The organism is Allobosea sp. GW823-FHT02B03 (assembly GCF_058797755.1).
The window spans coordinates 677,294-696,574 of record NZ_JBXAJY010000003.1; the positions used below are offsets into that span (position 1 = coordinate 677,294).

A 19,281-nucleotide genomic window follows, 5' to 3' on the forward strand; every position below is an offset into this window, starting at 1 on the left:
TCTGATTTTTCAGCACTTTACCGCCCGTTCCTGAATCGGTTCCGCAGCCCCGACGCAATCTCGCCATGTTTCGCGCGTGACGCCGGCGCGCCGCCATGCGTAAGGTCCCCGGATGTTCGTCGAATATCTCACTTCCGCCCTCGTCACGCTGCTGGTGACGCTCGACCCGCCGGGGCTCGCGCCGATCTTCCTGTCGCTGACCCGCGGCATGACCAATGACGAGCGCCGCCAGGTCGCGATCCGCGCCTGCCTGATCGCCTTCTGCATCATGGCCTTCTTCGGGCTGGCCGGAGACCTCGTGCTGAAGGCGCTCGGCGTCTCGCTGCCGGCCTTCCGCATCGCCGGCGGGCTGCTGCTGTTCTGGATCTCCTTCGAGATGGTCTTCGAGCGCCGCAACGAGCGCAAGCAGGCGACCGCCGAGACGGCGATCACCCAGGACCATATCCGCAATGTCGCCGCCTTCCCGCTGGCGATCCCGCTAATGGCCGGCCCCGGCGCTCTGACAGCGGTCATGCTGCTCGCCGGGCGCGCCGGTGGCGACGTCGCGATGCTCACCTCCCTCGCCGTGATCTGCGGGCTCGTCATCCTCTCCTGCCTCGCTGTCTTCTTCCTGGCGGTGCCGATCGCCCGCCTGCTCGGGGTCACCGGCAATGTCGTGCTGACCCGCCTGCTCGGCGTCATCCTCGCGGCGCTCGCCGTGCAGTTCGTGATCGACGGCGTGCGCGCGGTCGTCGGCGGCGGCTAGCTGCCCCCACGCGGGACAGCACGGCCGCGGGCTAAGGAGTGGTGAATCCGCTCACTCGACTTGAAAGGCGAGGGAAGAACAAAAGCTTACGCCCTGCAGCTAAGACGAGGCTGCATCGGGAGATCAATATGCGCCTCGTCATCCTATCCGGCTGCTTCGCACTCGCCACAGCCGCCAGCCCCGGCTCCGCCGCCGGCCTCGACGGCTCGCTCTGGGACCATAATGGCTCCGCCATGGTGCTGGAGCGGAGCGCGGGCAGGATCGTCTATGACGAGCCCAAGGCATCGATCGCCGGCACGGTCCGCCGCGGCACGGTGCTGTTCGAGGGACGCTTCGCCGGCAAGCGGGTCAGCGGCACCGCCTATGTCTTCAAGAAGGGCTGCGAGCCGGCGCCCTATCCGGTCTCGGGCGTGATCGAGGACAATCCGCGCGGTTTCGGCTCGCGGATCGTGATGACCGGCCCGGCGCCCCGCCGCGGCAGAGCCTCCTGCGCCATCATCGGCACGACGGGCGCCCATTCGCGCCTCGTCTTCGAAGAGATGGGCGACATCTGAGCATGCCGCGCATCCTCGAGAGCCGCACAGACCGGCTCTATTGCGGCTGCCAGGACGAGAGCACCGGCAGCAAGGGCGATGCCTCCTGGGGCCATCTCGCTCCCGACCGGAAGGCGCTGGACGAAAGCCTCGCCGCGTTGACGGCAGAGCTGAACGATGGCGGCTGGGAGATCAAGGCGGTCACGCCGCTGATCGCCAGCTACTACTACGCCGCCAGCCAGTACATGGTCTCGCTCGATGGCTCGAACCGGGGCGGCTACGGCGTAGGCTATGGCGCGCCCTATACCGAGGGCCTCGTCGTGGTCGCCCAGCGCTGGGTCGAGATCACCCAGGAGCAGCAGGACGAGCGTGAACGCCGCGCCGCGGAACGTGCAGCGGCAGAGGCGGCCGCGGCGCTTGAGGCACGGCGCCGGGAGCGTGAGACCGAACTGGCCAGGCTCGCTGCCGAACCGGTTAGCAAAACCGGACTGCTGCGCGATAAATGGCGCTTCCGTCGCCAGGACTATCCGACGGAAGCACTCGCCCTGGGCGCGAAGGAAGCCGCCTACAAGGCACTGCGGGACCGCCCGCTCTAGCCGGCGCGACGGGAGCTGCGGCTTACGCCTTGACGTAGACGAAGGCCTGCTTGCCCGAGGCGAGCCGAACGCTGATGCGCTTGTAGTCGGCGACCTCGTAGCGGTCGGCAGCGGCGAGTTCCTCGGCGGTGATGCTGAAGACCTTGCCGGGCACGCTGTCGGCCGGATCGTCGCTCGGCGCCACCACCGGATGGAAGCGCTTGCCACTGGTGCGGATCACCTCGGGGTCGGTGATTTCCAGCATGGTCTGGGCAAAGCCCGGCATGGCATCGTCATGGCCGTCGAGCAGCCTTCCGAAGGAGGAAAGCTGGACGTTCTCCTGCTGCAGCGTGCCGTAGGAAAACAGAAGGATGCTGCGCTCGTCGGCCATGCTCGCTCCGGTTCAACCGCGGCTCACGATGCCGCCAGCAGTTTTTCGCGCGCCGCGCGCGAAGCGGCAAGGCGCTGGCGTGCCGCAGCCAGGATCGGCTCCGGCGCCTCCTGCGGCGTGCCCGCCCGAAAGGGCGGCTCCGGCGCGTATTCGAGCGAGAGCTGGATCAGTTGCGCCTCCTCCTCGCCGAGCAGTTCGGCGACCACCGTCAGCCCGAAATCGATGCCGGAGGTGACGCCGCCGGCGGTGATCAGATTGCCGTCGCGCACCACGCGCCCCTGTGTCGGGATCGCGCCGAAACGCGCCAGGAAGTCATGCGCATTCCAGTGGCTGGTCGCACGCTTGCCTTTCAGGAGACCAGCCATGCCGAGCACCAGCGATCCCGTGCAGACCGAGGTGAGATAGCGCACCTGCCCTGCCCGCTCGCGCAGGAAGGCAAGAACGGCCTCGTCCTGCAGCAGCGCGTTGACCCCCGCACCACCGGGCACGCAGAGCACATCGAGCGGCGGGCAGTCGGCGAAGGTCGTGGTCGGCGTCAGCGTCAGCCCGGTCGCGGCCTTGAGTGGGGCGGTATCCTTCCAGACCAGATGCACCTCTGCACCCCTGGCCGAGGCGAAGACCTCGTAGGGGCCGGTCAGGTCGAGCTGCTGGACCTGCGGGAAGACGAGAATGCCGAAGCTGAGGGACATGGCCGAACTCCTGATTGACGGAAGCAGCCTAGCGCGCAAAGCTCTGGCCGAATTGCCAACGAGCCCTCGCTTCATGCCAAACCAGCGCCGCATCGAGATCCTGACCTTCCCCGGCGGGCAATTGCTCGACGTCGCCGGCCCCTTGCAGGTCTTCGCCACCGCCAACGACCTCGCCCATCTCGCCGGACGCCCGCTGCCCTACGAGACCGCGGTGGTGGCGGAAGAGGGCCGCGTCGTCACCAGCGCGAAGCTGGAGCTCGGCGCAGCCCCGCTCCCCGGCCCCACCGTGCCGCTGCACACGCTGGTCGTCGCCGGCGGCTATGGCGTCAACGCCGCCTGCCGCGATCCGGCACTGCTCGGCTGGGTCCGGCAGCGCGCGGAGGCCGCCAAGCGTGTCGCCTCGGTCTGCAGCGGCGCCTTCCTGCTCGCGGCCGCCGGCCTGCTCGACGGCAGGCGCGCCGTGACGCATTGGGGCCGCTGCGATGAGTTCCAGGCGATGTTCCCCGCCGTGCGGCTGGAACCCGACCCGATCTATGTCCGCGACGGCGATGTCTGGACCTCGGCTGGCGTCACCGCCGGCATCGATCTCGCTTTGGCGCTGGTCGAGGCCGATCTCGGCCGCGAGCCGGCGCTCGCCATCGCCCGCCAGCTCGTCGTCTTCCTCAAGCGCCCCGGCGGCCAGGCGCAGTTCAGCGCCGCGCTCACTTTGCAGGAGAAGGATGAGCGCTTCGACCGCCTGCATGGCTGGATCGTCGAGAACCTGCGCGGCGACCTCTCGCTGGAACGGCTGGCCGGGCAGGCCAATATGAGCCTGCGCAGCTTCGCCCGGCACTATCGGCTGGCGACCGGGCGCACGCCGGCCCGCGCCGTCGAGGAGATCAGGATCGAGACCGCCCGCCGCCTGCTCGAGCAGGGCCTCTCCGTCGCCCAGGCCGGCCGCCGCTGCGGCTTCGGCTCGGAGGAGACCCTGCGCCGCGCCTTCCTGCGCCGGCTCGGCGCGAGCCCGCAGGCCTATCGCGAGCGCTTTGCGCAGTAGGAAACCTCTTACAGCGCCAGCTCCATGACCCTTTCGCCATTGGCGCGGGTCTCGCCCGTGTCCCTGAAACCCTGCGCCAGATAGAAGCCGTGCGGCCCGCCATCGCCCGCGACGTAGCTGGTCTGGGCGAGCTTGTATCCCTGCGGCGGCAGGCTCTTCAGCCAGAGCCCGATCGCCTCGCGCCCATAGCCTTTGCCCTGATGTCCCCCAGCGATCATGAAGCGCCAGAGGAAGCAGCACCCGCTCTCAGCGCCCGGGCGCCACATCATGAACCCGACCGGCTCGTCATCGGCATAGACAGCGCGAAAAACCGCGGCCGGGTTGAAGTGGGCCTGCGCGATCGAGACCGCATTCGGCGCGACGAAGCCACTCTGCGCTTCGTGCGGCTCGAGCTCGCAGATCGTCCGCACGGTCTCGGCCGTAATCTCCCGCAGTGAGACAACGGGTGCGGCCAACCGATCCGCCTCACTTCTCCAGAAAGGCCTTCACCGCCCCTTCGGCCTGCTTCATCGAGATCACCCCGTCGAGATGGCCGCGCGTGCCCTGGATGGTGACGTGCGAGACGTCGCGCCCGGCCTTCTTCGCCTCGGCGACGCTGCGCTGGATCATCTCGTCGGGAAAGACCAGGTCCTTCGGCTGGCTGACGATCAGCAACGGCGCCTTGATCCGGCTCATCCCGTCGGCAAGCGATTTTCCACCGGCGGCATAGAGCTGGTTCGCCTTGACCAGATAGAGGAAATGGTTGGCGTCCGAGAGCTTGGCGCGGGCCTCGCCGGCATTGTCGAGCACGCTCTGCACCTGAAACTTGTTGCCGAGCGCCTTGGCCGGGTCGTCGCCTTCCTTGGCGGGGCGGCGGCCGAAGGTGCCATTGGTCCAGTCGCCGTGATTGGCTTGCAGCGTCACCGCGGTCAGCGCCTTGGCGAGGCCGGCATTGGGCGGCGTCTTGCCGTAGTAGTCGCCCTTGTTCCAGTTCGGATCGACGAGGATCGGAGCCGCCCAGACGTCGAGCCAGGCGATCAGCTGGGCATCGGCCTCGGCCGCGCCGATCACCGCCATCGCCTTGCCGACCATGTCGGGATGGCTCGCGGCCCATTCATAGGTCTGCAGCGCGCCCATCGAGGGACCGGCGACCATGACCAGCTTCTTGATTCCAAGACTTTCGACCAATGCCTTCTGGACATTGACGAAATCGCCGACGGTCACGACCGGAAAGTCGAGCGCATAGGGCTTGCCGGTGTCGGGATCGATCGAGGCTGGGCCGGTGGTCGTGGTCTTCGGATCGCCGGTGTTGAGGTTGACCAGCGTGTCCGAGGACAGGACGAAATACTTGTCGGTATCGATCGCCTTGCCCGGGCCGATTATCGCGTCCCAATAGCCGGGCGCCGCATCGGAGGCCGCATATTTGCCGGCGGCATGCGAATTCGCCGAGAAGAAATGGCAGATCAGGATCGCGTTGGACTTGTCGGCGTTGAGCGTGCCGTAGCTCTCCCAGCCGACCTTGACGTTCTTCAGCGTGCGCCCGCCTTGCGTGGTGTAGCTCGGCAGCTCGAAGATTTTCTTCTCGACGATCAGCTCCTGAGCGTCCGCCATTCCCGTCACCATCATCCCGACGACACCCAGCACGCCCGCGATCCAGCCCTTCATGCCGCGCTCCCTTGCTCCGGCCGGCTTCTCGGCCTTGAGACGGATCAGAGCGGATTTGCCCGGCTAACGGAAGGGGCTTCACCCCGTCGTGCTCGCCCCTGTGGCGAGCATCCGTGTCTTGAACAGCACATTGTAGGAAGGAAGACGTGGATGGTCGGGACAAGCCCGACCATGACGCGGAGTGCTAAAGCGTCTCGAGCAGCCCCTTGATCAGCGCCCGGCGCGGGGCGATCGACGGGATCAACCCGTATTCCTGCAAGGTGTGGGCGCCGTCGCCATCGATGCCGAGCCCATCCAGCGTCGGGACGCCGAGCGCCGCGGTAAAATTGCCGTCCGAGCCGCCGCCGGTCATCGGGCAGTCCTGCAGGTCGAAGCCGCTAGCGGCGGCGATCGCCCTCGCCTTCTCGTAGAGAGCCGAGACCTCGGCGCTCTTCTCATAGGGCGGACGGTTCATGCCGCCGCTGACCATGACCTTCACATCCGGATCATGGGGCTTGAGGCCGAGAATGCGCTTTTCCATCGCAGCGCCGTCGGCAACGGTGGTGACGCGGCAATCGACGCTGAACCAGGCATGCTGCGGGATGACGTTCGCCGCCGTGCCGCCGCCGACCAGCGCGACCGTGGTGGTGATGCCGCGCGAATAGTCGGTCATGCCCTCGACGGCGAGGATCTGGTGGGCCGCCTCGCGGATGGCGTTGCGGCCATCGGCATGGCGCGAGCCGGAATGGGCCGGGCGCCCCTCGATCTTGACCTCGAAGCGGCCGACGCCCTTGCGCGCGGTGACGATCTTGCCGCCCTCGCGCGCCGGCTCGGTGACCAGCACCGCCATCGATCGGCGGCCGATATCCTCGATCAGCCCGCGTGTCGTCGGCGAGCCGATCTCCTCGTCCGGCGTGAACAGGAAGACCATCGGCCGCCGGGCCGCACCGGCCTTGGCGGCATCCTTGAAGGCCTGCAGCGCCAGCCAGGCACCGCCCTTCATGTCGTAGACGCCGGGCCCGTAAAGCCGGTCGCCCTCGACCCGGACCGGCAGGTCCCTGGCGGTGGTGCCGACCGGGTGCACCGTGTCGAGATGCGACATCAGCGCGACGGCCTTCTCGCCATTGTCGACGCCGGCGCGCAGCACCAGGCTGTCGCCGAGCCCGTCGCGGCCAGGGATGCGCTCGACCGCGATCGGCAGGCCTTCGACCTCGCTCGCGACGAGGTCCATCATGCCGTTGACGCCGGGCACGTGATGAGTGGGGCTCTCCAGCGCGACCCAGACGGAGAGCGCGGGAACGGCGGAATCGTGAATGGTCATGATGGCAGGGTTTCGCAGGACAGCGTGGCGATAACGAGGAGATTGGCCATTTCGCCGGCTTTGTCCATCGCCGCGGGCGGGCAGCCGCCCTGCGGCCCGCGGGAGCCCGCGGGATGATCCGGCCGGCCGCGCCGACCGGCGATGCACCGCGCAGCGGCGATGCGGCCGGGCCTCTCGCCCTTTGGGTCAAGCGCCACGACCTTCCAGATAGACCGAGCCGCCGAGCTGAAGCAGGTGGTTATGCGTGCCCATGTAGAGATGGCGCTGGCCGAAGGGGACATCGAGATCGAGGCAAGCGCGCACATGCGCGACGCCGTCGGCTAACCCGCGGCTCAGCATGGGAGATCGTGAGTTCGTCCATTGTTCATGCGGATGGAAAGGTTGCTCGGCGAAGAGTCGCCCGTCGACGAGCCGCACAAGTGAGGCCGCTTTCAGTATCAGGTCGGCCGCATCGAGATGGATCACGCCCGGCGTTGCGAAGGCCCCCATCGACCGCCGTGACGTTTCGTCAGGTTTCGAACACCAGCTGACATAAGTTCGGATATATACTCTATGGATCCAGGCGTAGTAACGGGATTGAATAGAAATGGATTGGAAAGAACGTATTGACTCGCTAAACAGCGAACGAATGAGACGTATTATGCAGAATGACGTCGATTTTGAGCAAATCCCGCCCAAAAATTTCATTCGATCAGCCATAGCCTGCGTAGATAAATGGCTTGATGATCGAAATAATAGACACGCCCCAAGTGGCATAATATACCATTATTGCGATGCAAACGCCTTAATGAATATCCTAAAAACAAGAAAAACATGGGCTACAAGTACAAAATATTTAAACGACACTACTGAATTATTATCCCTAACTGCAAATTTCGACACTCACGCAAACCGGTTTCGCGCAAAGGAGTCCGAGCAGGTGCTCGCCGACTTCATCGACTTTTATGCGCTATCCGCGGATACACGCCAAACGCAAACGATTGGGATGGATCGATACGCTTGCTGCTTTTCAGCTGCGGGCGATCTGTTGAGCCAGTGGCGAGCATACGGCAACCACGGGCGAGGGTATGCGATCGGCTTTGATCCCAGCAAGTTCGCTGGGTTAAATATGCCGAAACCTAGCATGAACCTGCGTCGAATTACCTATGGCGGTCAAAAAGAGTCTCAACTCATCGACGATATTATTGCGCGCTTCGAGCCAATTGTGGCTGCGAATATCTGCATACTGGACAGCACAGGATGGGGAAAACAATCAGCGAGAAATTGGTTGTCCATGAGATTCGGTGAATGCCTTTTTGAACTGGTAGAGGAAATTAAGCATCCTGCTTTCGCGGAAGAGGATGAGTGGCGCCTCTATGCCGAGAAACAGCAAACTGAGTACCGCGTTTCTCAAGATCGAATTGTACCGTTCAAGCAGCTCGACCTAAGCTCCTGCGAGAGTGCGAATCTGTTGCCAATTGTCGAGATCGTTGTTGGTCCTTGTCTGGATTACGGCGAAGCAATGGCTTCTCTCACGACATTCACGTCCTCCCTGGGATATGGACTTTCGGTGAATTTTCGAAAATCCAGAGTTCCATACCGCTAATTTGAGTACCCCGCGCCAACGACCGCATCGAGCGCTTGTTGGCGCGTTTTTCCGCTCTCGAAGCGAAGGCGATCTGCTCCTCAAGCGATCTAACGATGCTCTCAAAGGGGGCCTTCGGCAGGACGTGGAGGCAAGACGGCCGCTCCCTCGGCGGCGATGCCCCCGGCCGCCGTTTTAACCCCAGCCGGCCCCTTCCAAGCCCAGACGAGCGCGCGACGTGCGTCCAAAAAGCCGATGATATCGACGAACCCGCCGACAGCCAGCGGCTTCTCGATCAGCCGAGCATCGAGGGTGATCGGGCTGACAAGCCAGCTTGCAGCGACCTCATCGCAATTGAATCGAGCGAGCGAAACTGCACGAAAAGGACGGCAAGTTCGAACGGCTTCGTACCGGCCTCGAATCCAGAGCCATCGCACCTGATGCGCGAGGTGGTAAGCTCACTCACGCCGCGGCCCCGCTGCCACTTGGACGAGAAGCGGCATGCGCTCGCCGTTGGCACATTTCGACCAGCGCACTGCGTATGGGTTTCGGGCGTTTCCTGACAAGAATCAGCGTTCCGCCCTAGCGTCGCCGCAGGCTGCAGAAAGCAAGGTAGCCCATTAAGGAAAAGACGTTAAAACAACGCCTTAACTCCCAAGAACTTGCATTATCTGAAACGTCCCAGCCTAGAACGGGATGTCGTCGTCGAGATGGCTCGAGGACCGCGAGCCGCCCGAACCGCCGCCCGACATCGCCGGCTGGCGCGAGCCGCCGCCGCTGCCGCCCATCGGGCTCTGGCGGCCGAAGGAGCCGCCACCGGAGGAGCGATCCTCGAAGGAGGAGCCGCCGCCCTCGCCATATTCGTCCGAGCCGCCCTGGCCGCGGCTGTCGAGGATGGTGAGCTCGCCGCGGAAGCGCTGCAGCACGATCTCGGTCGTGTACTTCTCGACGCCCTGCTGGTCCTGCCATTTGCGGGTCTGCAGCTGGCCCTCGATGTAAACCTTCGAGCCCTTCTTCAGATACTGCTCGGCGACCTTGGCGAGGTTCTCGTTGAAGATCACCACGGAATGCCACTCGGTGCGCTCCTTGCGCTCGCCCGACTGCTTGTCGCGCCAGGTTTCCGAGGTGGCGATGCGCAGATTGACGACCGGCTCGCCGCTGCCGAGGCGCCGCACCTCGGGGTCGCGCCCGAGATTGCCGACCAGAATGACCTTGTTGACGCTACCAGCCATGACAGGCTCCGTTTTCCTGCGCACTTCACCACAAACCGGCCGATCGACCGGAAGCGGACCCTAGCGATCCCGGCACAGACTATCAATGATGTTCTCGTTTTGTTCAAGGACAAATCGGAAGTTGTCCCCGGAGATTCGCGAGCGCTTCGTCGCGGTAGCTGTAGCTCCTCTCAGCGCGCGCCGAACGGAAGCTATGGCGGCTTCGGCCTCAAGGCAGCCCCGTGCCAGAGCGCGCGCACGGCCCCTTATCAGAGCAACTTGGCAACCCGGATGCCGGACACGGTAGGCTTTCAAGCTGGCGCTCAGCATCGAAGGACTAATTGACGTTCAGGAACCCGACCGGAAGATCGGGGAGGCTGATGATTCCATCTGGAAGATTGATATGATCGAGCGCCTACGCCTGCCGACCTTCCAGAAGACAGCAAAGATATCCAGACGGGCCCTTCTAGGCATCGCGGCCACGACTTTGATGGCCGGTTGCGTAACCTCGCCGCCCCCGATTTCCGTGGACGAAGCCAGGACATGGAAGGTCGTTTCCGTCGAAGGCGCCCTGGCGCAAGTCGCGTCCTCGTCGTGGATGTCGGTCAGGCACGAATTCATGAAAGCCAATGGCCTCGAGGTTAAGGTCATCGAAAGTGGCGAGCGCGATACACCCCCACGCATCGTCGAGCCTGAACTACCTCGCGAACAATACCGTGCGTTTGTCGCCGCTCAGTTCTCCAACCGGGTCAAAGCCTCCTTCGCGGCAAAGATGCAAGGTGCATTCACAGGTACCAGGCCAGTGAAAATCGTTGTCACGATGCACAATGCTGAAATTCTCGACCCCGGGCGCCGCTTCGTAGCGGTGCTCTTTGCGGGACAATCCGGCAACCAGAACACGCTCCTCGCCCATATCGATGTGATCGACGCAGCGTCCGGAAAAACACTGGTCACCTACCCCCGCACGCTCGTGACAGGTGTCGGCGGGGGAGCGAGTTTTGATTTCAGTGGCGGCCCAATGATCGAGAACGACCCGATGCTGCGAATGGTCAATCAGCTTCGGGAGCGGTTCCTGCAATGGATACTCCGACCAGCGTAGGCGAGCGGTGACGGCTCGCCGCCTGGCTCAGCCGCGTCCCTGCTGCCGGTCGAGCGCGCCCTGCAACTGCTCGACGCGGATGGCGAGGGCTTCCCTGGTCAGGTTGATGCCTTCCGGCGCGCCGTCGATCGACAGAAGGACGCCGCGCTCGGCCATGTCGAGCTGCTCTTGTGCGAGTTCCAGATGCTTCTTCAGGACTTGTGTGACGCGGTCCTTGGCCGCCGGGTCCGTATCCATAGCGCCCTCGCCTGTTCGCCCCCGAACGCGCGACGATCGCACGGCCGGAGCCACTTGCAAAACTTGCGCGCCTGGCGCGGCTCAGAGCTGAGGCTCCAGCCCAGAAACATCCGCCTCCGCTCCGCCGCCGATCTGCGGCGCCCGCGCGAGGCGCTCCGCCATGACACCGGCGAGCGCCTGAGGCGCGCAGCGCCGCTGCCACCAGTCGAGCGCGCGCTTGTGCAAGTCTTCGAGGCGCTCCCGGTCGGCGAGCAGGTCGTTCACGCAAGGGCCAAGCTCGGACCAGTCGTCGAGCTGGATGAAGGGGCAATCTTCGAAGAACCAGTGCCGGGGCACCCGGTCGCAGATCACGACGCAGCCCTGCCGCATGCCCTCGAACAGCCGAAAGGTCTCGGTCGAGGACCCCCGCGGGGCGAGGCAGATCTTGGAGTCGGCCATCAGCTCGGAATAGCGGACCCCGTCGGAGAGCACACCGTTCATGTAGGAGCCCGTATCGGCCCAGAACACCTCGCCCGGCATGCTCGTGGCGAGCCGCTGCAATTCCTCCAGCATGCGCGTGCGGGCAATGTCCTTGGGCGTTCCCAGCAGAGCCCGGATGGAGAGCGGGTGATAGGCGCGCTGCTTCACGCTGCCGATGAAGGAGACCGCATAGCGGCGCTCGGCGAACGGCTTGCCCGGCAGGTCCGTCTGCCTGGCATAGCCGAGCGGAACGGTCATGCCGCCCTCCTCGCGGACGATCGCGCCCTTGTGCCGGAGCGCCAGAAGGCCGCTGCTGCGAGCCCAGCGTGCGGCGTCCCTGACCGCCTTCACCAGCAATGCCAGGCTCGCGCCCAGCTGAAGCGTGTTCACATAAGGAAAGAAGCCGTGCGTCTTGAAGACGTAGCGCACCTTGTCGAAATAGGGCGGAATCTCGCAGAACTCCTCCATCAGGAGCAGGACGACGACGTTCTTCCCGTAGCTCGGCAGCTCCCGCACCGTCTCCGTTCCCCAGACGATGTAGAAGACGAGGCCATCGGCATCGAGCAGGACCTCGAGCATCTTCAGGACACCGACCCAGTACGCCAGGAAGACGTCGACGAAAGGGTCGACATACTCCGACAGATTGATCTCGACGGGATCGTGCGCGTGGCGGCACAGGAAGTATCGGAACTTGCTGTCCTCGGTCATTCCGCCGAAAGCCCCAACGTCGGCGCGCGAAGGCGCCCGTCACACGCAAGCGCCATGTTGGCTTCGGGGCCTGCGCAAGGCCACGGCTCTTAGGGGGTAGCCCTGCGGACATCGCCTCCCCGAATCCCGTTCGAGATTCGCCCGCCCCGTCGAGCGCGGCGGAAACGACAACGCCGCCGCTTCCGGGAAGCGGCGGCGCATCGCGCTGCGCAATTGCAGCGTCTCGTCAGCTTTTGCCTAGGCCGGCAGGACGACCACCTTCGTCTTGACCGGGGTCTGTGCGTAGAGGTGCATCATGTCCTGCGTGAGCAGGCCGACGCAGCCGCTGGTGATGCCGTTGCCGATCGATTCCGCGTCGAGGGACGCATAGATCGTGTACAGCGTGTAGGCGCCGTTCTGGTAGAGATGGAGCGTGCGCGCGCCGAGCGGGTTTTCGAGGCCGCCCGGCATGCCGCGGGCATATTTCGCGACCTCGGGCTGGCGCTTGATCATCTCCTTGGGCGGCGTCCAGGTCGGCCACTCGGACTTGCGCCCGACATAGGCGTTGCCGTTCCAGCGGAAGCCGTCGCGGCCGACATTGGCGCCATAGCGGGTCGCGGTGCCGTCGCCCGCGACGCGATAGACATAGTAATTGGCGGGATCGACGATGATCGTACCGGCCGGCTCCTTGGTGTCGTAGGCTACCGTCCGCCGGAAGTACTTCGGATCGACCTTGCTGACGTCGATCGCCGGAACCGGGAACTTCTCCTCGGGCACCGGGCCGTAGAGCTTCTGCGCCTCGGCGAGGCTCATGCCGTCGGATGTCGCGCAGCCGCCCAGCGCCAGCGCGCCGAGACCGGCGGCCGAGCCGGCCAGAAACGACCGGCGGTCGAGCCCGCCGATCCGGCGCCCGCGCAAGGCGGCCGCGTGCAGCTTGCCGGCATCGGCATTCCTATCGTCGATGATCATGATTCTGGGCTTCCCATGTCCTGTTGCCCGAAGAGAGAACGCTTCGGCATAGGCCCGCTTAAGGTATCGCTGGGCGGAGATTGCCGTCATCCCGCCCGGCTGGCAAGCGCGCGACATTGCCGAAGCGTCATCCCGCGAACCAAAATCAGCGCACTCCAGCCGCTCAAACCGCCTCGCCTGGCGACGACCTCGACCCGGTTTCAAACCCCGGACTGCATGGGTTTCGCGCCTCAGGCGCCTCGCCCTCGAAGCGCACGCCGAGCGAGGCGAGCGCCCGCCAGTAATCCGGATAGGTCTTCGCCACGCAGGCCGGATCGAGGATGGTGATGCCGCCTATCTTCAGCCCGGCCAGCGCGAAGCTCATCGCGATGCGATGGTCGGCGAAGGTGTCGATCTCCGCCGGCAGGGTCTGCCCGGCGAGTCCGGGATCGGAAGCGACGAGCAGATCGTCGCCCTCTTCCACCCCGAGCCCCGGCCGGATCCGCGACAGGCCCTGCGACAGCGCCGAGACTCGGTCGCACTCCTTGACGCGTAGATTGGCGATGCCGGTGAAGCGCACCGGCGTCCTGTTGAAGGCGGCGAGCACGGCGAGCGTCGGCACCGCATCCTGCATCTGCGAGCCGTCGATCTCGGCCGGCAGGTTCGGGAAGGCGGCGATCAGCGCATGCGCCTTGGCGTCGGGTTGGGTGAAGGCCGCCGCCGGCACGCCGAGGTCGATGGCGCCGCCGGTCAGCACTTCCGCCGCCCAGAGATAGGTCGCGGCCGAGGCATCGGGCTCGATCAGGTAGTCGGCGGCGCGGTAGCCGGTCGGCTCGATCCGCCAGATCGCCGCATCCGGTTGCGAAACCTTGGCGCCGAAGGCCGCCATCGTCGCCAGCGTCAGGTCGACATAGCCGCGCGCCCCGATCTCCTTGCCGGTCAGCGCAACCTCGACCGGCCCGCGCGCGCAGGCGCCGGCCATCAGCAGCGCCGAGACATATTGGCTCGACAGCCCGCCATCGACCTCGACCCGCCCGCCTGCAAAACCGCCCTGCCCGGCGATCGTCACCGGTGGGCAGCCGCTCGGCGCCTCGACCGCGACGCCGAGCGTCCGCAGCGCCGTGACCAGCGGCGCGATCGGCCGCTTGCGCATATGCTCGTCGCCATCGACCACGACCTGCCCCTCGACCAGCGCCGCCGCGGCGGTGAGGAAGCGGGTCGCGGTGCCGGCATTGCCGAGGAAGAGCGGTGCCGTCGGCGCCCGCAGCCTGCCATCGCCGGTGACGACGAAGCTGGTCGCGTCCGGCTCCTCGACGGTGACGCCCATCGCCCGCAGCGCCTGCGCCATATAGAGCGTGTCGTCGCTCTTCAGCGCGCCCGACAGCCGGCTGGTGCCCTTGGCCAGCGCCGCGACCAGCAGCGCCCTGTTGGTGATCGACTTCGAGCCCGGCGGCGTCACCTTGCCGTGCAGCGCGCCGGCGAAGGGCACGATGGTGAGTTTGCGGACTTCGGAATCGGTCATGACAGGCTCGCCCTCGCCGTTCGGCTGCGTTGCGAGGCTCTTAGCCCGTGCAATCCGCCAGCGGAAGCCGCACCGGCCATGCCCGGCCCGTCGCTGCGGTCACATCGAAACGGAGCTCGGAATCCGTCGCATGAAGCCACGGCCTTTAGAGGCACCGGCATGGGGCAGCAAAAGCCCGCCGGCCCGCAAGTTATCACGCCAGCCAATGCGGCATATGGGCCTTCACCCAGTCGAGGTGATCTTCGAACAGTATCGCCGGCCGGTTGGCCTCGATCCAGTCGACAATGCCCGGCACCTGCTCGCGATAATCGAAGGGCGTGTCGACCTCGGCGAAAAACTGGGCCCATGGCTCCTTGAAGGTCAGGCGCCGGATCTTCGCCTCGACCAGCGCGGCCCTGAGCTGATCGGAAACCATGATCCGCCTACTGGCCGGAACCCAACGGGTCAGCCAGAGATGGCGGCCGGCGATCGTAGTCCGGCTGGCAGACAGCGGCGGCTTTTTGCCCATCCAGGACAGGTACGGCATCCCTTCCAGGCCGCCGGCCAAGATGCTGCGCCATTCGAAATCGATACCCTTGATCAGGATGCAATCGAAGCGCTGGCGGACATTGATGAGGAAATAGGGCTCGGCATGGGCAATCCCCTTTCGCGATTTGAGCTGGATCGGAAAGAACTCATGGACGCCCGGCTCGAAGCACTCCACGATCGCCCGAAACCTCTCGCTGACGCAGGCAAACCCGGGCAGCGGGAAGACATCGACGAGCGTCTTGCTGTCGGTCTGGGTCGCGCTCGTGGGGACCGGGCGGCCAATGCGGCTATGGTGCGCGCCCCAGCCCCAGCCAAATCCCCATGGCGTTTCTCCGGCGCTGTCCTTGTCGATCTCGAAATCCGGTTGCGCGGAGACGAAGTCGAAGTCGATTTTCCAGGCCATCGGCGCTTCCGGTTTCCGAAGAGCCTCGTCGCATGAGCAACGCGGCTTTTCTCCAGCCTAGGCCGCAAGAACTGAAGAATGATTAGGCGCGAGCCACGCCAGCCTCAGCCCGGCGCCAAACCATGCCCACCCACCGGCTCGGTCACGGTGTGATTGTCGAAACCCGCGATCAGCGGGCGGGCCTTGGCGATCGCCGCCTGCACGGCGGGCAGATGCAGCGAGGCGGCATGGCTCTCCTCGCGGTCCCAGACCTCGGTCACCCAGATCGCATCGGGATTGGCGGGGTCGCGGGCGACCACGTAGCTCAGGCAGCCGGGCATCGCAGCGCTGCTACCCAAAATATGGCCGATCAGCGCCTCGCGCTCGCCGGGCTTGGCCAACATTCGTCCAATCAAGCCATACATGGCGCCTCTCCCTCTGTCCTTGCGGGCGGCACGCTGCCGAAGCGCCGAGGCACGCGCAACCGGCTCCCTGACGGCCAATGTCAGCAGCATCAGGGCACGCCGGGCCGGCGCGGCGAACGCTGTGCGCGAAAAATCGCCTGGGCGAGCCGGTCGAGCAGCACGGCGAGCAGCACGATGCCGAGCCCGCCGACGAAGCCGAGCCCGGGATCGGCCCGCTGCAGACCGAGCAGCACGGTCTCGCCCAGCCCCTTGGCGCCGATCATCGAGGCGACGACGACCATGGCGAGCGCCATCATGATCGCCTGGTTGAGCCCTTGCAGGATCGCCGGGCGGGCCAGCGGCAGCTCGATCAGCCAGAGGCTCTGCCGCACGGTGAGGCCCAGCGCCCGCGCTGCCTCGACGGCGCGCCCGTCGACCTCGCGCAGGCCGAGTTCGGTCAGGCGGGCGAAGGGCGGCAGGGCATAGATCAGGGTCGCGACCAGGGCCGGCGCGCGACCGAGCCCGAGGATCATCGCCACCGGGATGAGATAGACGAAGCTCGGCACGGTCTGCATCAAATCGTAGAGCGGCGCGAGCGCCCGCGAGACGCGCGGCATCCTCGCCGCCGCGACGCCGAGCGGCAGCCCGAACAGCACGATCAGCACGACGGCGACGACGATCAGCGCCAGCGACTGCATCGCGGCCGACCAGACCCCGAGCAGAGCGAGCAGCAGCACGAGCGCGGCCATGCCGGCGGCGAATGCGATCCGTCGCGTGGCGAACCAGGCGGCGAGCCCGACCATGGCGATGCCCGCCTCCGGCGGCAGCTGCAAGAGTGCGCCTTCGAGCAGGCGGACCGGCGCGGTCAGCCCGTCCGAAACGGCATCGAGCTTGTCGCCCGAACCGGTGACGAGCGCATCGACCAGCCGGTTGACGACGCTCTGGAGCAGCTTGCCGAGATCAGGCAGCAGGCCAGCGCTCACAAGCCGGCCTGAACCTTCGCAGCAACCTCGGCGGTGACCCAGTGCCGCCAGTCATCCGGCCGGTCCTTGAGGAAGCGCAGCGCCTGCTCCTCCGGTGTGATCCCGGCCTTGCGGGCATCGCCCAGCATCTGCGAGGTCAGCGCGCTGCTGATGCCGTAATTCTTGAAGAAGCTCGTCAGCTGCGGGGCCGCCTGGGTGAAGGCGAGATTGGCGCCGATCACCACCTTGCTGACCGGGTAGGCGGTCGCCCTGGTCGGCTTGTCGCTCGCCTTCAGCTCGGCCCAGATCGCCGGGTCGAAGGCCGGCTCGCCGAGCTTGACGAGGTCATAGGCGCCGATCAGCCAGCTCGGGCTCCAATAATAGAACAGCACCGGCTGCCTGCGCTTGAGATTCGCCTCGATCGCCGCGACCAGCGCTTCGCCCGAACCGCCACGGACATTGTTGTAGTCGTCCGCCAGTCCATAGGCCGAGAGCTTCTTGGTGTTGATGCCTTCGCAGACCCAGCCGGCGACGCAGTTGTAGAAACGGCCCTTGCCGGGCTCCTCCCTATCGGGGAACAGCGCCTTGTGGCGCTTGAGATCGGCGACCGTCTTCAGGTCCTTCGCCTTGGCATCCGCGCCTTCGACGAGATAGCGCGGCACGTACCAGCCCTCATTGGCATCGGGAAAGGTCGTGCCGAGCGGGATCACCTTCCCGGAGGCCTCCGCCCTGGTCCAGGCCTCGACCGGGTTCGCCAGCCAGATCTCCATAATCACGTCGACATCGCCGCGCGCCAGCCCATTGACCAGCGGCGCCACCACGCCCGGCACACGCTCGACCTTGCAGCCAAACCCCTTCTCGACCACCGCCCGCGCCACGGCTGTGTGGAAGGCGGCGGAATCGTAGTCGAGCCCGGCGATCTTCAGCGGCCTGTCGAGCTCACAGGAGAGAACGGGCGCGGCGAGCCCGAGCCCAAGCAGCAGAGTTGCAGTGCGCAGAACGGCTTTCATCATGACGATCCCCCGCTGGCTGCCGTGCCCGGTCCGGGCACTTGACGGTTGGGCATGTCCACGAAGCGCGAAAGCGAGCGAAATGTTCCGCCCGGCAGGCGACGACATTAGCGCCACTTCCCGCCTTGGGCACTGCGCAAACGGGTGATGGCATGGGCCGCCCCTCCGACCGGGCCTGTCAGCATCGCTGAGCGAAGGGCTCCCATGCTCCGAGATCTCATCCTGATTGTCTGACCGATAACTCCCTGAGCCCTCATCCTGAGGAGCCATTCCGTCAGGAATGGCGTCTCGAAGGATGCTCCAAGAGGCTCCAGAACCAGCTGGAGCATCCTTCGAGACGCAGCCTATCGGCTGCTCCTCAGGATGAGGGCTTCATTGTTGTTGGCCCTCAGCCGGGCGTGCCCAGCGCCCGCAAGGCCTTCAGCGTCTCGCGCAGGCCGCGATGCAGCGGCTTGTCCTTGCGCAGGACGAGGCCGAGCGTGCGGTGCACCCGCGGTGACAGGGAGCGCACGACGAGCCCGTCGCTTTCGCCACGCACCGCCATGCCAGGCAGCACGGCACAGCCGAGCCCGGCGCCGACCAGCCGCTTGATCGCCTCGACGCTGCCGAGCGACATCACCGGCTTCAGCGTCACCCCGGCGCGGGCGAACCATTCATCGGCGATGCGCCTGGTGATGCCGCCTGGCTCGAACAGCAGCACCGGCAGCCGCGCCAGTGCCTCCGGCGTCAGTCGCACCGGCAATTCCATGCCCGGCGGCGCGATCACCGCGAACTCGTCCTCGAGCAGCGGCGTCACGTCGAGGCTGCGGCCGGCGGCCGGCAGCGAGACCAGGCCGATATCGATCTGGTTGTCCTCGATCGCCTTGACGATGTCGGAGGTGTTGCCGGTGCTGACAGTGATCTCCAGCGTCGGATGGCGCTGGCGTAGTTCCCGCAGCACCGGCGGCAGCAGGAAGATGCAGGCGGTGGCGCCGGTGCCGATCCGCACCCGGCCCATCGCCCCGGTCGCATGCCGCGCCATCGCCTCCTGCGCCGCCGCGACCGCCGCCTCGATCCGCCCGGCATGGTCGAGCAGTTCGGTGCCCGCTGCGGTCGGCTGCGCCCGGCGCCCGACCCGCTCGATCAGGGTCAGGCCGAGCCGCCGCTCGAGCTCGCGGATCTGCAGGCTGACGGCCGGCTGGCTCAGGCCAAGCTTCTCGGCCGCGGCCGAGAAGCTGCCGAGCGCGATCACCTGGCGGAAGCTGTCGAGCTGGTCGAGGCGAAGGTCGCGCATCCCAAAGAAATTCTCATGCTCTGCATAACTTCGAGAAGCTTCATTTATGAGAGCGCTGAGCGCAAGGTGCCCCTGCGGTTCG

General features: G+C 65.9%; 21 protein-coding genes and 1 pseudogene. 6 read left to right on the forward strand and 16 right to left on the reverse strand.

The genetic code is table 11. The annotated features are described in order from the left end of the window. Positions 1-112: 112 nt before the first annotated feature. The 3 genes from AC1REK_RS12770 (at position 113) to AC1REK_RS12780 (ending at position 1,874) form a co-directional block, all read left to right on the forward strand. Positions 113-745: a MarC family protein gene (locus tag AC1REK_RS12770; RefSeq protein ID WP_066469724.1), complete on the forward strand. Its 633-nt coding sequence runs from the start codon at positions 113-115 to the stop codon at positions 743-745. 128 nt (positions 746-873) lie between these two features. Further along, complete coding sequence (locus AC1REK_RS12775; protein ID WP_492267752.1) at positions 874-1,299, forward strand: hypothetical protein; 426 nt, start codon at positions 874-876, stop codon at positions 1,297-1,299. Positions 1,300-1,301: 2 nt separating this feature from the next. Next, positions 1,302-1,874, forward strand: coding sequence for a hypothetical protein (locus tag AC1REK_RS12780; RefSeq protein ID WP_492267751.1), 573 nt, complete (start codon positions 1,302-1,304; stop codon positions 1,872-1,874). 22 nt (positions 1,875-1,896) lie between these two features. Here AC1REK_RS12780 and AC1REK_RS12785 read toward each other — a convergent pair whose 3' ends face one another. Together AC1REK_RS12785 and AC1REK_RS12790 are read right to left on the reverse strand one after the other, a co-directional pair. After that, positions 1,897-2,244, reverse strand: coding sequence for a gamma-glutamylcyclotransferase family protein (locus AC1REK_RS12785; protein ID WP_492267750.1), 348 nt, complete (start codon positions 2,242-2,244; stop codon positions 1,897-1,899). A gap of 23 nt (positions 2,245-2,267) precedes the next feature. Beyond that, positions 2,268-2,933, reverse strand: coding sequence for a DJ-1/PfpI family protein (locus tag AC1REK_RS12790; RefSeq protein ID WP_492267749.1), 666 nt, complete (start codon positions 2,931-2,933; stop codon positions 2,268-2,270). A 73-nt stretch (positions 2,934-3,006) separates the two neighbouring features. Between AC1REK_RS12790 and AC1REK_RS12795 the strand changes: the two genes are divergently transcribed. Beyond that, complete coding sequence (locus tag AC1REK_RS12795) at positions 3,007-3,969, forward strand: GlxA family transcriptional regulator (RefSeq protein ID WP_492267748.1); 963 nt, start codon at positions 3,007-3,009, stop codon at positions 3,967-3,969. A gap of 8 nt (positions 3,970-3,977) precedes the next feature. On the opposite strand, the gene AC1REK_RS12800 is transcribed toward AC1REK_RS12795, so the two are convergent. The 4 genes from AC1REK_RS12800 to AC1REK_RS12815 form a co-directional block, all read right to left on the reverse strand. Then, entirely contained in the window at positions 3,978-4,424 is a 447-nt protein-coding gene (locus AC1REK_RS12800) for a GNAT family N-acetyltransferase (protein ID WP_492267747.1), read from the reverse strand. Positions 4,425-4,434: 10 nt separating this feature from the next. After that, complete coding sequence (locus AC1REK_RS12805) at positions 4,435-5,613, reverse strand: E22 family MetX-like putative esterase (protein ID WP_492267746.1); 1,179 nt, start codon at positions 5,611-5,613, stop codon at positions 4,435-4,437. 184 nt (positions 5,614-5,797) lie between these two features. Then, positions 5,798-6,913, reverse strand: a complete 1,116-nt coding sequence (locus AC1REK_RS12810; RefSeq protein WP_492267745.1) for a M20 family metallopeptidase — start codon at positions 6,911-6,913, stop codon at positions 5,798-5,800. Between the two features lie 186 nt (positions 6,914-7,099). Further along, positions 7,100-7,402, reverse strand: coding sequence for a hypothetical protein (locus tag AC1REK_RS12815; RefSeq protein WP_492267744.1), 303 nt, complete (start codon positions 7,400-7,402; stop codon positions 7,100-7,102). Between the two features lie 151 nt (positions 7,403-7,553). Here AC1REK_RS12815 and AC1REK_RS12820 point away from each other — a divergent pair, with 151 nt between their 5' ends. Further along, complete coding sequence (locus AC1REK_RS12820; protein ID WP_492267743.1) at positions 7,554-8,498, forward strand: DUF2971 domain-containing protein; 945 nt, start codon at positions 7,554-7,556, stop codon at positions 8,496-8,498. A 665-nt stretch (positions 8,499-9,163) separates the two neighbouring features. Here the strand turns inward: AC1REK_RS12820 and ssb are convergent. Then, positions 9,164-9,709 carry a single-stranded DNA-binding protein gene (ssb, locus tag AC1REK_RS12825; protein WP_492267742.1) on the reverse strand — a complete coding sequence of 182 codons (546 nt, stop codon included), beginning with the start codon at positions 9,707-9,709 and terminating at the stop codon, positions 9,164-9,166. Between the two features lie 382 nt (positions 9,710-10,091). Here ssb and AC1REK_RS12830 point away from each other — a divergent pair, with 382 nt between their 5' ends. Next, the gene (locus AC1REK_RS12830) at positions 10,092-10,787 is read left to right on the forward strand and encodes a hypothetical protein (protein WP_327521139.1); all 696 of its coding nucleotides are present in this window, start codon (positions 10,092-10,094) and stop codon (positions 10,785-10,787) included. Positions 10,788-10,814: 27 nt separating this feature from the next. On the opposite strand, the gene AC1REK_RS12835 is transcribed toward AC1REK_RS12830, so the two are convergent. The 9 genes and pseudogenes from AC1REK_RS12835 to AC1REK_RS12875 all read right to left on the reverse strand — a co-directional run bounded on the left by AC1REK_RS12835 (position 10,815) and on the right by AC1REK_RS12875 (position 19,199). Next, positions 10,815-11,024: a hypothetical protein gene (locus AC1REK_RS12835; protein ID WP_066469806.1), complete on the reverse strand. Its 210-nt coding sequence runs from the start codon at positions 11,022-11,024 to the stop codon at positions 10,815-10,817. 81 nt (positions 11,025-11,105) lie between these two features. Beyond that, a complete protein-coding gene (locus tag AC1REK_RS12840) occupies positions 11,106-12,191 on the reverse strand; it encodes a glycosyltransferase family 47 protein (protein WP_327521140.1) in 1,086 nt (361 codons plus the stop codon). Between the two features lie 237 nt (positions 12,192-12,428). Beyond that, positions 12,429-13,139: a L,D-transpeptidase gene (locus AC1REK_RS12845; protein WP_316020204.1), complete on the reverse strand. Its 711-nt coding sequence runs from the start codon at positions 13,137-13,139 to the stop codon at positions 12,429-12,431. A 244-nt stretch (positions 13,140-13,383) separates the two neighbouring features. Next, positions 13,384-14,640 (reverse strand): annotated as a pseudogene (locus tag AC1REK_RS12850) (3-phosphoshikimate 1-carboxyvinyltransferase); the annotation flags it as partial. Between the two features lie 193 nt (positions 14,641-14,833). After that, complete coding sequence (locus AC1REK_RS12855; protein WP_327521142.1) at positions 14,834-15,571, reverse strand: imm11 family protein; 738 nt, start codon at positions 15,569-15,571, stop codon at positions 14,834-14,836. A gap of 104 nt (positions 15,572-15,675) precedes the next feature. After that, positions 15,676-15,975 carry a putative quinol monooxygenase gene (locus AC1REK_RS12860; RefSeq protein ID WP_316020202.1) on the reverse strand — a complete coding sequence of 100 codons (300 nt, stop codon included), beginning with the start codon at positions 15,973-15,975 and terminating at the stop codon, positions 15,676-15,678. 89 nt (positions 15,976-16,064) lie between these two features. Then, positions 16,065-16,937 (reverse strand): ABC transporter permease, encoded by an 873-nt coding sequence (locus tag AC1REK_RS12865; RefSeq protein WP_492267741.1) that lies wholly within the window; start codon positions 16,935-16,937, stop codon positions 16,065-16,067. Further along, positions 16,934-17,929, reverse strand: coding sequence for an ABC transporter substrate-binding protein (locus AC1REK_RS12870; RefSeq protein WP_316020200.1), 996 nt, complete (start codon positions 17,927-17,929; stop codon positions 16,934-16,936). The genes AC1REK_RS12865 and AC1REK_RS12870 overlap by 4 nt, the downstream gene beginning before the upstream one ends. A gap of 385 nt (positions 17,930-18,314) precedes the next feature. Beyond that, positions 18,315-19,199 (reverse strand): LysR family transcriptional regulator, encoded by an 885-nt coding sequence (locus AC1REK_RS12875; RefSeq protein ID WP_492267740.1) that lies wholly within the window; start codon positions 19,197-19,199, stop codon positions 18,315-18,317. Between the last annotated feature and the right edge of the window lie 82 nt (positions 19,200-19,281).

Coding starts and splice junctions, on each gene's coding strand:
- AC1REK_RS12770 (WP_066469724.1), top strand. CDS start 113: ATGTTCGTCGAATATCTCACTTCCGCCCTCGTCACGCTGCTGGTGACG.
- AC1REK_RS12775 (WP_492267752.1), top strand. CDS start 874: ATGCGCCTCGTCATCCTATCCGGCTGCTTCGCACTCGCCACAGCCGCC.
- AC1REK_RS12780 (WP_492267751.1), top strand. CDS start 1,302: ATGCCGCGCATCCTCGAGAGCCGCACAGACCGGCTCTATTGCGGCTGC.
- AC1REK_RS12785 (WP_492267750.1), bottom strand. CDS start 2,244: ATGGCCGACGAGCGCAGCATCCTTCTGTTTTCCTACGGCACGCTGCAG.
- AC1REK_RS12790 (WP_492267749.1), bottom strand. CDS start 2,933: ATGTCCCTCAGCTTCGGCATTCTCGTCTTCCCGCAGGTCCAGCAGCTC.
- AC1REK_RS12795 (WP_492267748.1), top strand. CDS start 3,007: ATGCCAAACCAGCGCCGCATCGAGATCCTGACCTTCCCCGGCGGGCAA.
- AC1REK_RS12805 (WP_492267746.1), bottom strand. CDS start 5,613: ATGAAGGGCTGGATCGCGGGCGTGCTGGGTGTCGTCGGGATGATGGTG.
- AC1REK_RS12810 (WP_492267745.1), bottom strand. CDS start 6,913: ATGACCATTCACGATTCCGCCGTTCCCGCGCTCTCCGTCTGGGTCGCG.
- AC1REK_RS12815 (WP_492267744.1), bottom strand. CDS start 7,402: ATGGGGGCCTTCGCAACGCCGGGCGTGATCCATCTCGATGCGGCCGAC.
- AC1REK_RS12820 (WP_492267743.1), top strand. CDS start 7,554: ATGCAGAATGACGTCGATTTTGAGCAAATCCCGCCCAAAAATTTCATT.
- ssb (WP_492267742.1), bottom strand. CDS start 9,709: ATGGCTGGTAGCGTCAACAAGGTCATTCTGGTCGGCAATCTCGGGCGC.
- AC1REK_RS12830 (WP_327521139.1), top strand. CDS start 10,092: ATGATCGAGCGCCTACGCCTGCCGACCTTCCAGAAGACAGCAAAGATA.
- AC1REK_RS12835 (WP_066469806.1), bottom strand. CDS start 11,024: ATGGATACGGACCCGGCGGCCAAGGACCGCGTCACACAAGTCCTGAAG.
- AC1REK_RS12840 (WP_327521140.1), bottom strand. CDS start 12,191: ATGACCGAGGACAGCAAGTTCCGATACTTCCTGTGCCGCCACGCGCAC.
- AC1REK_RS12845 (WP_316020204.1), bottom strand. CDS start 13,139: ATGATCATCGACGATAGGAATGCCGATGCCGGCAAGCTGCACGCGGCC.
- AC1REK_RS12855 (WP_327521142.1), bottom strand. CDS start 15,571: ATGGCCTGGAAAATCGACTTCGACTTCGTCTCCGCGCAACCGGATTTC.
- AC1REK_RS12860 (WP_316020202.1), bottom strand. CDS start 15,975: ATGTATGGCTTGATTGGACGAATGTTGGCCAAGCCCGGCGAGCGCGAG.
- AC1REK_RS12870 (WP_316020200.1), bottom strand. CDS start 17,929: ATGATGAAAGCCGTTCTGCGCACTGCAACTCTGCTGCTTGGGCTCGGG.
- AC1REK_RS12875 (WP_492267740.1), bottom strand. CDS start 19,199: ATGCGCGACCTTCGCCTCGACCAGCTCGACAGCTTCCGCCAGGTGATC.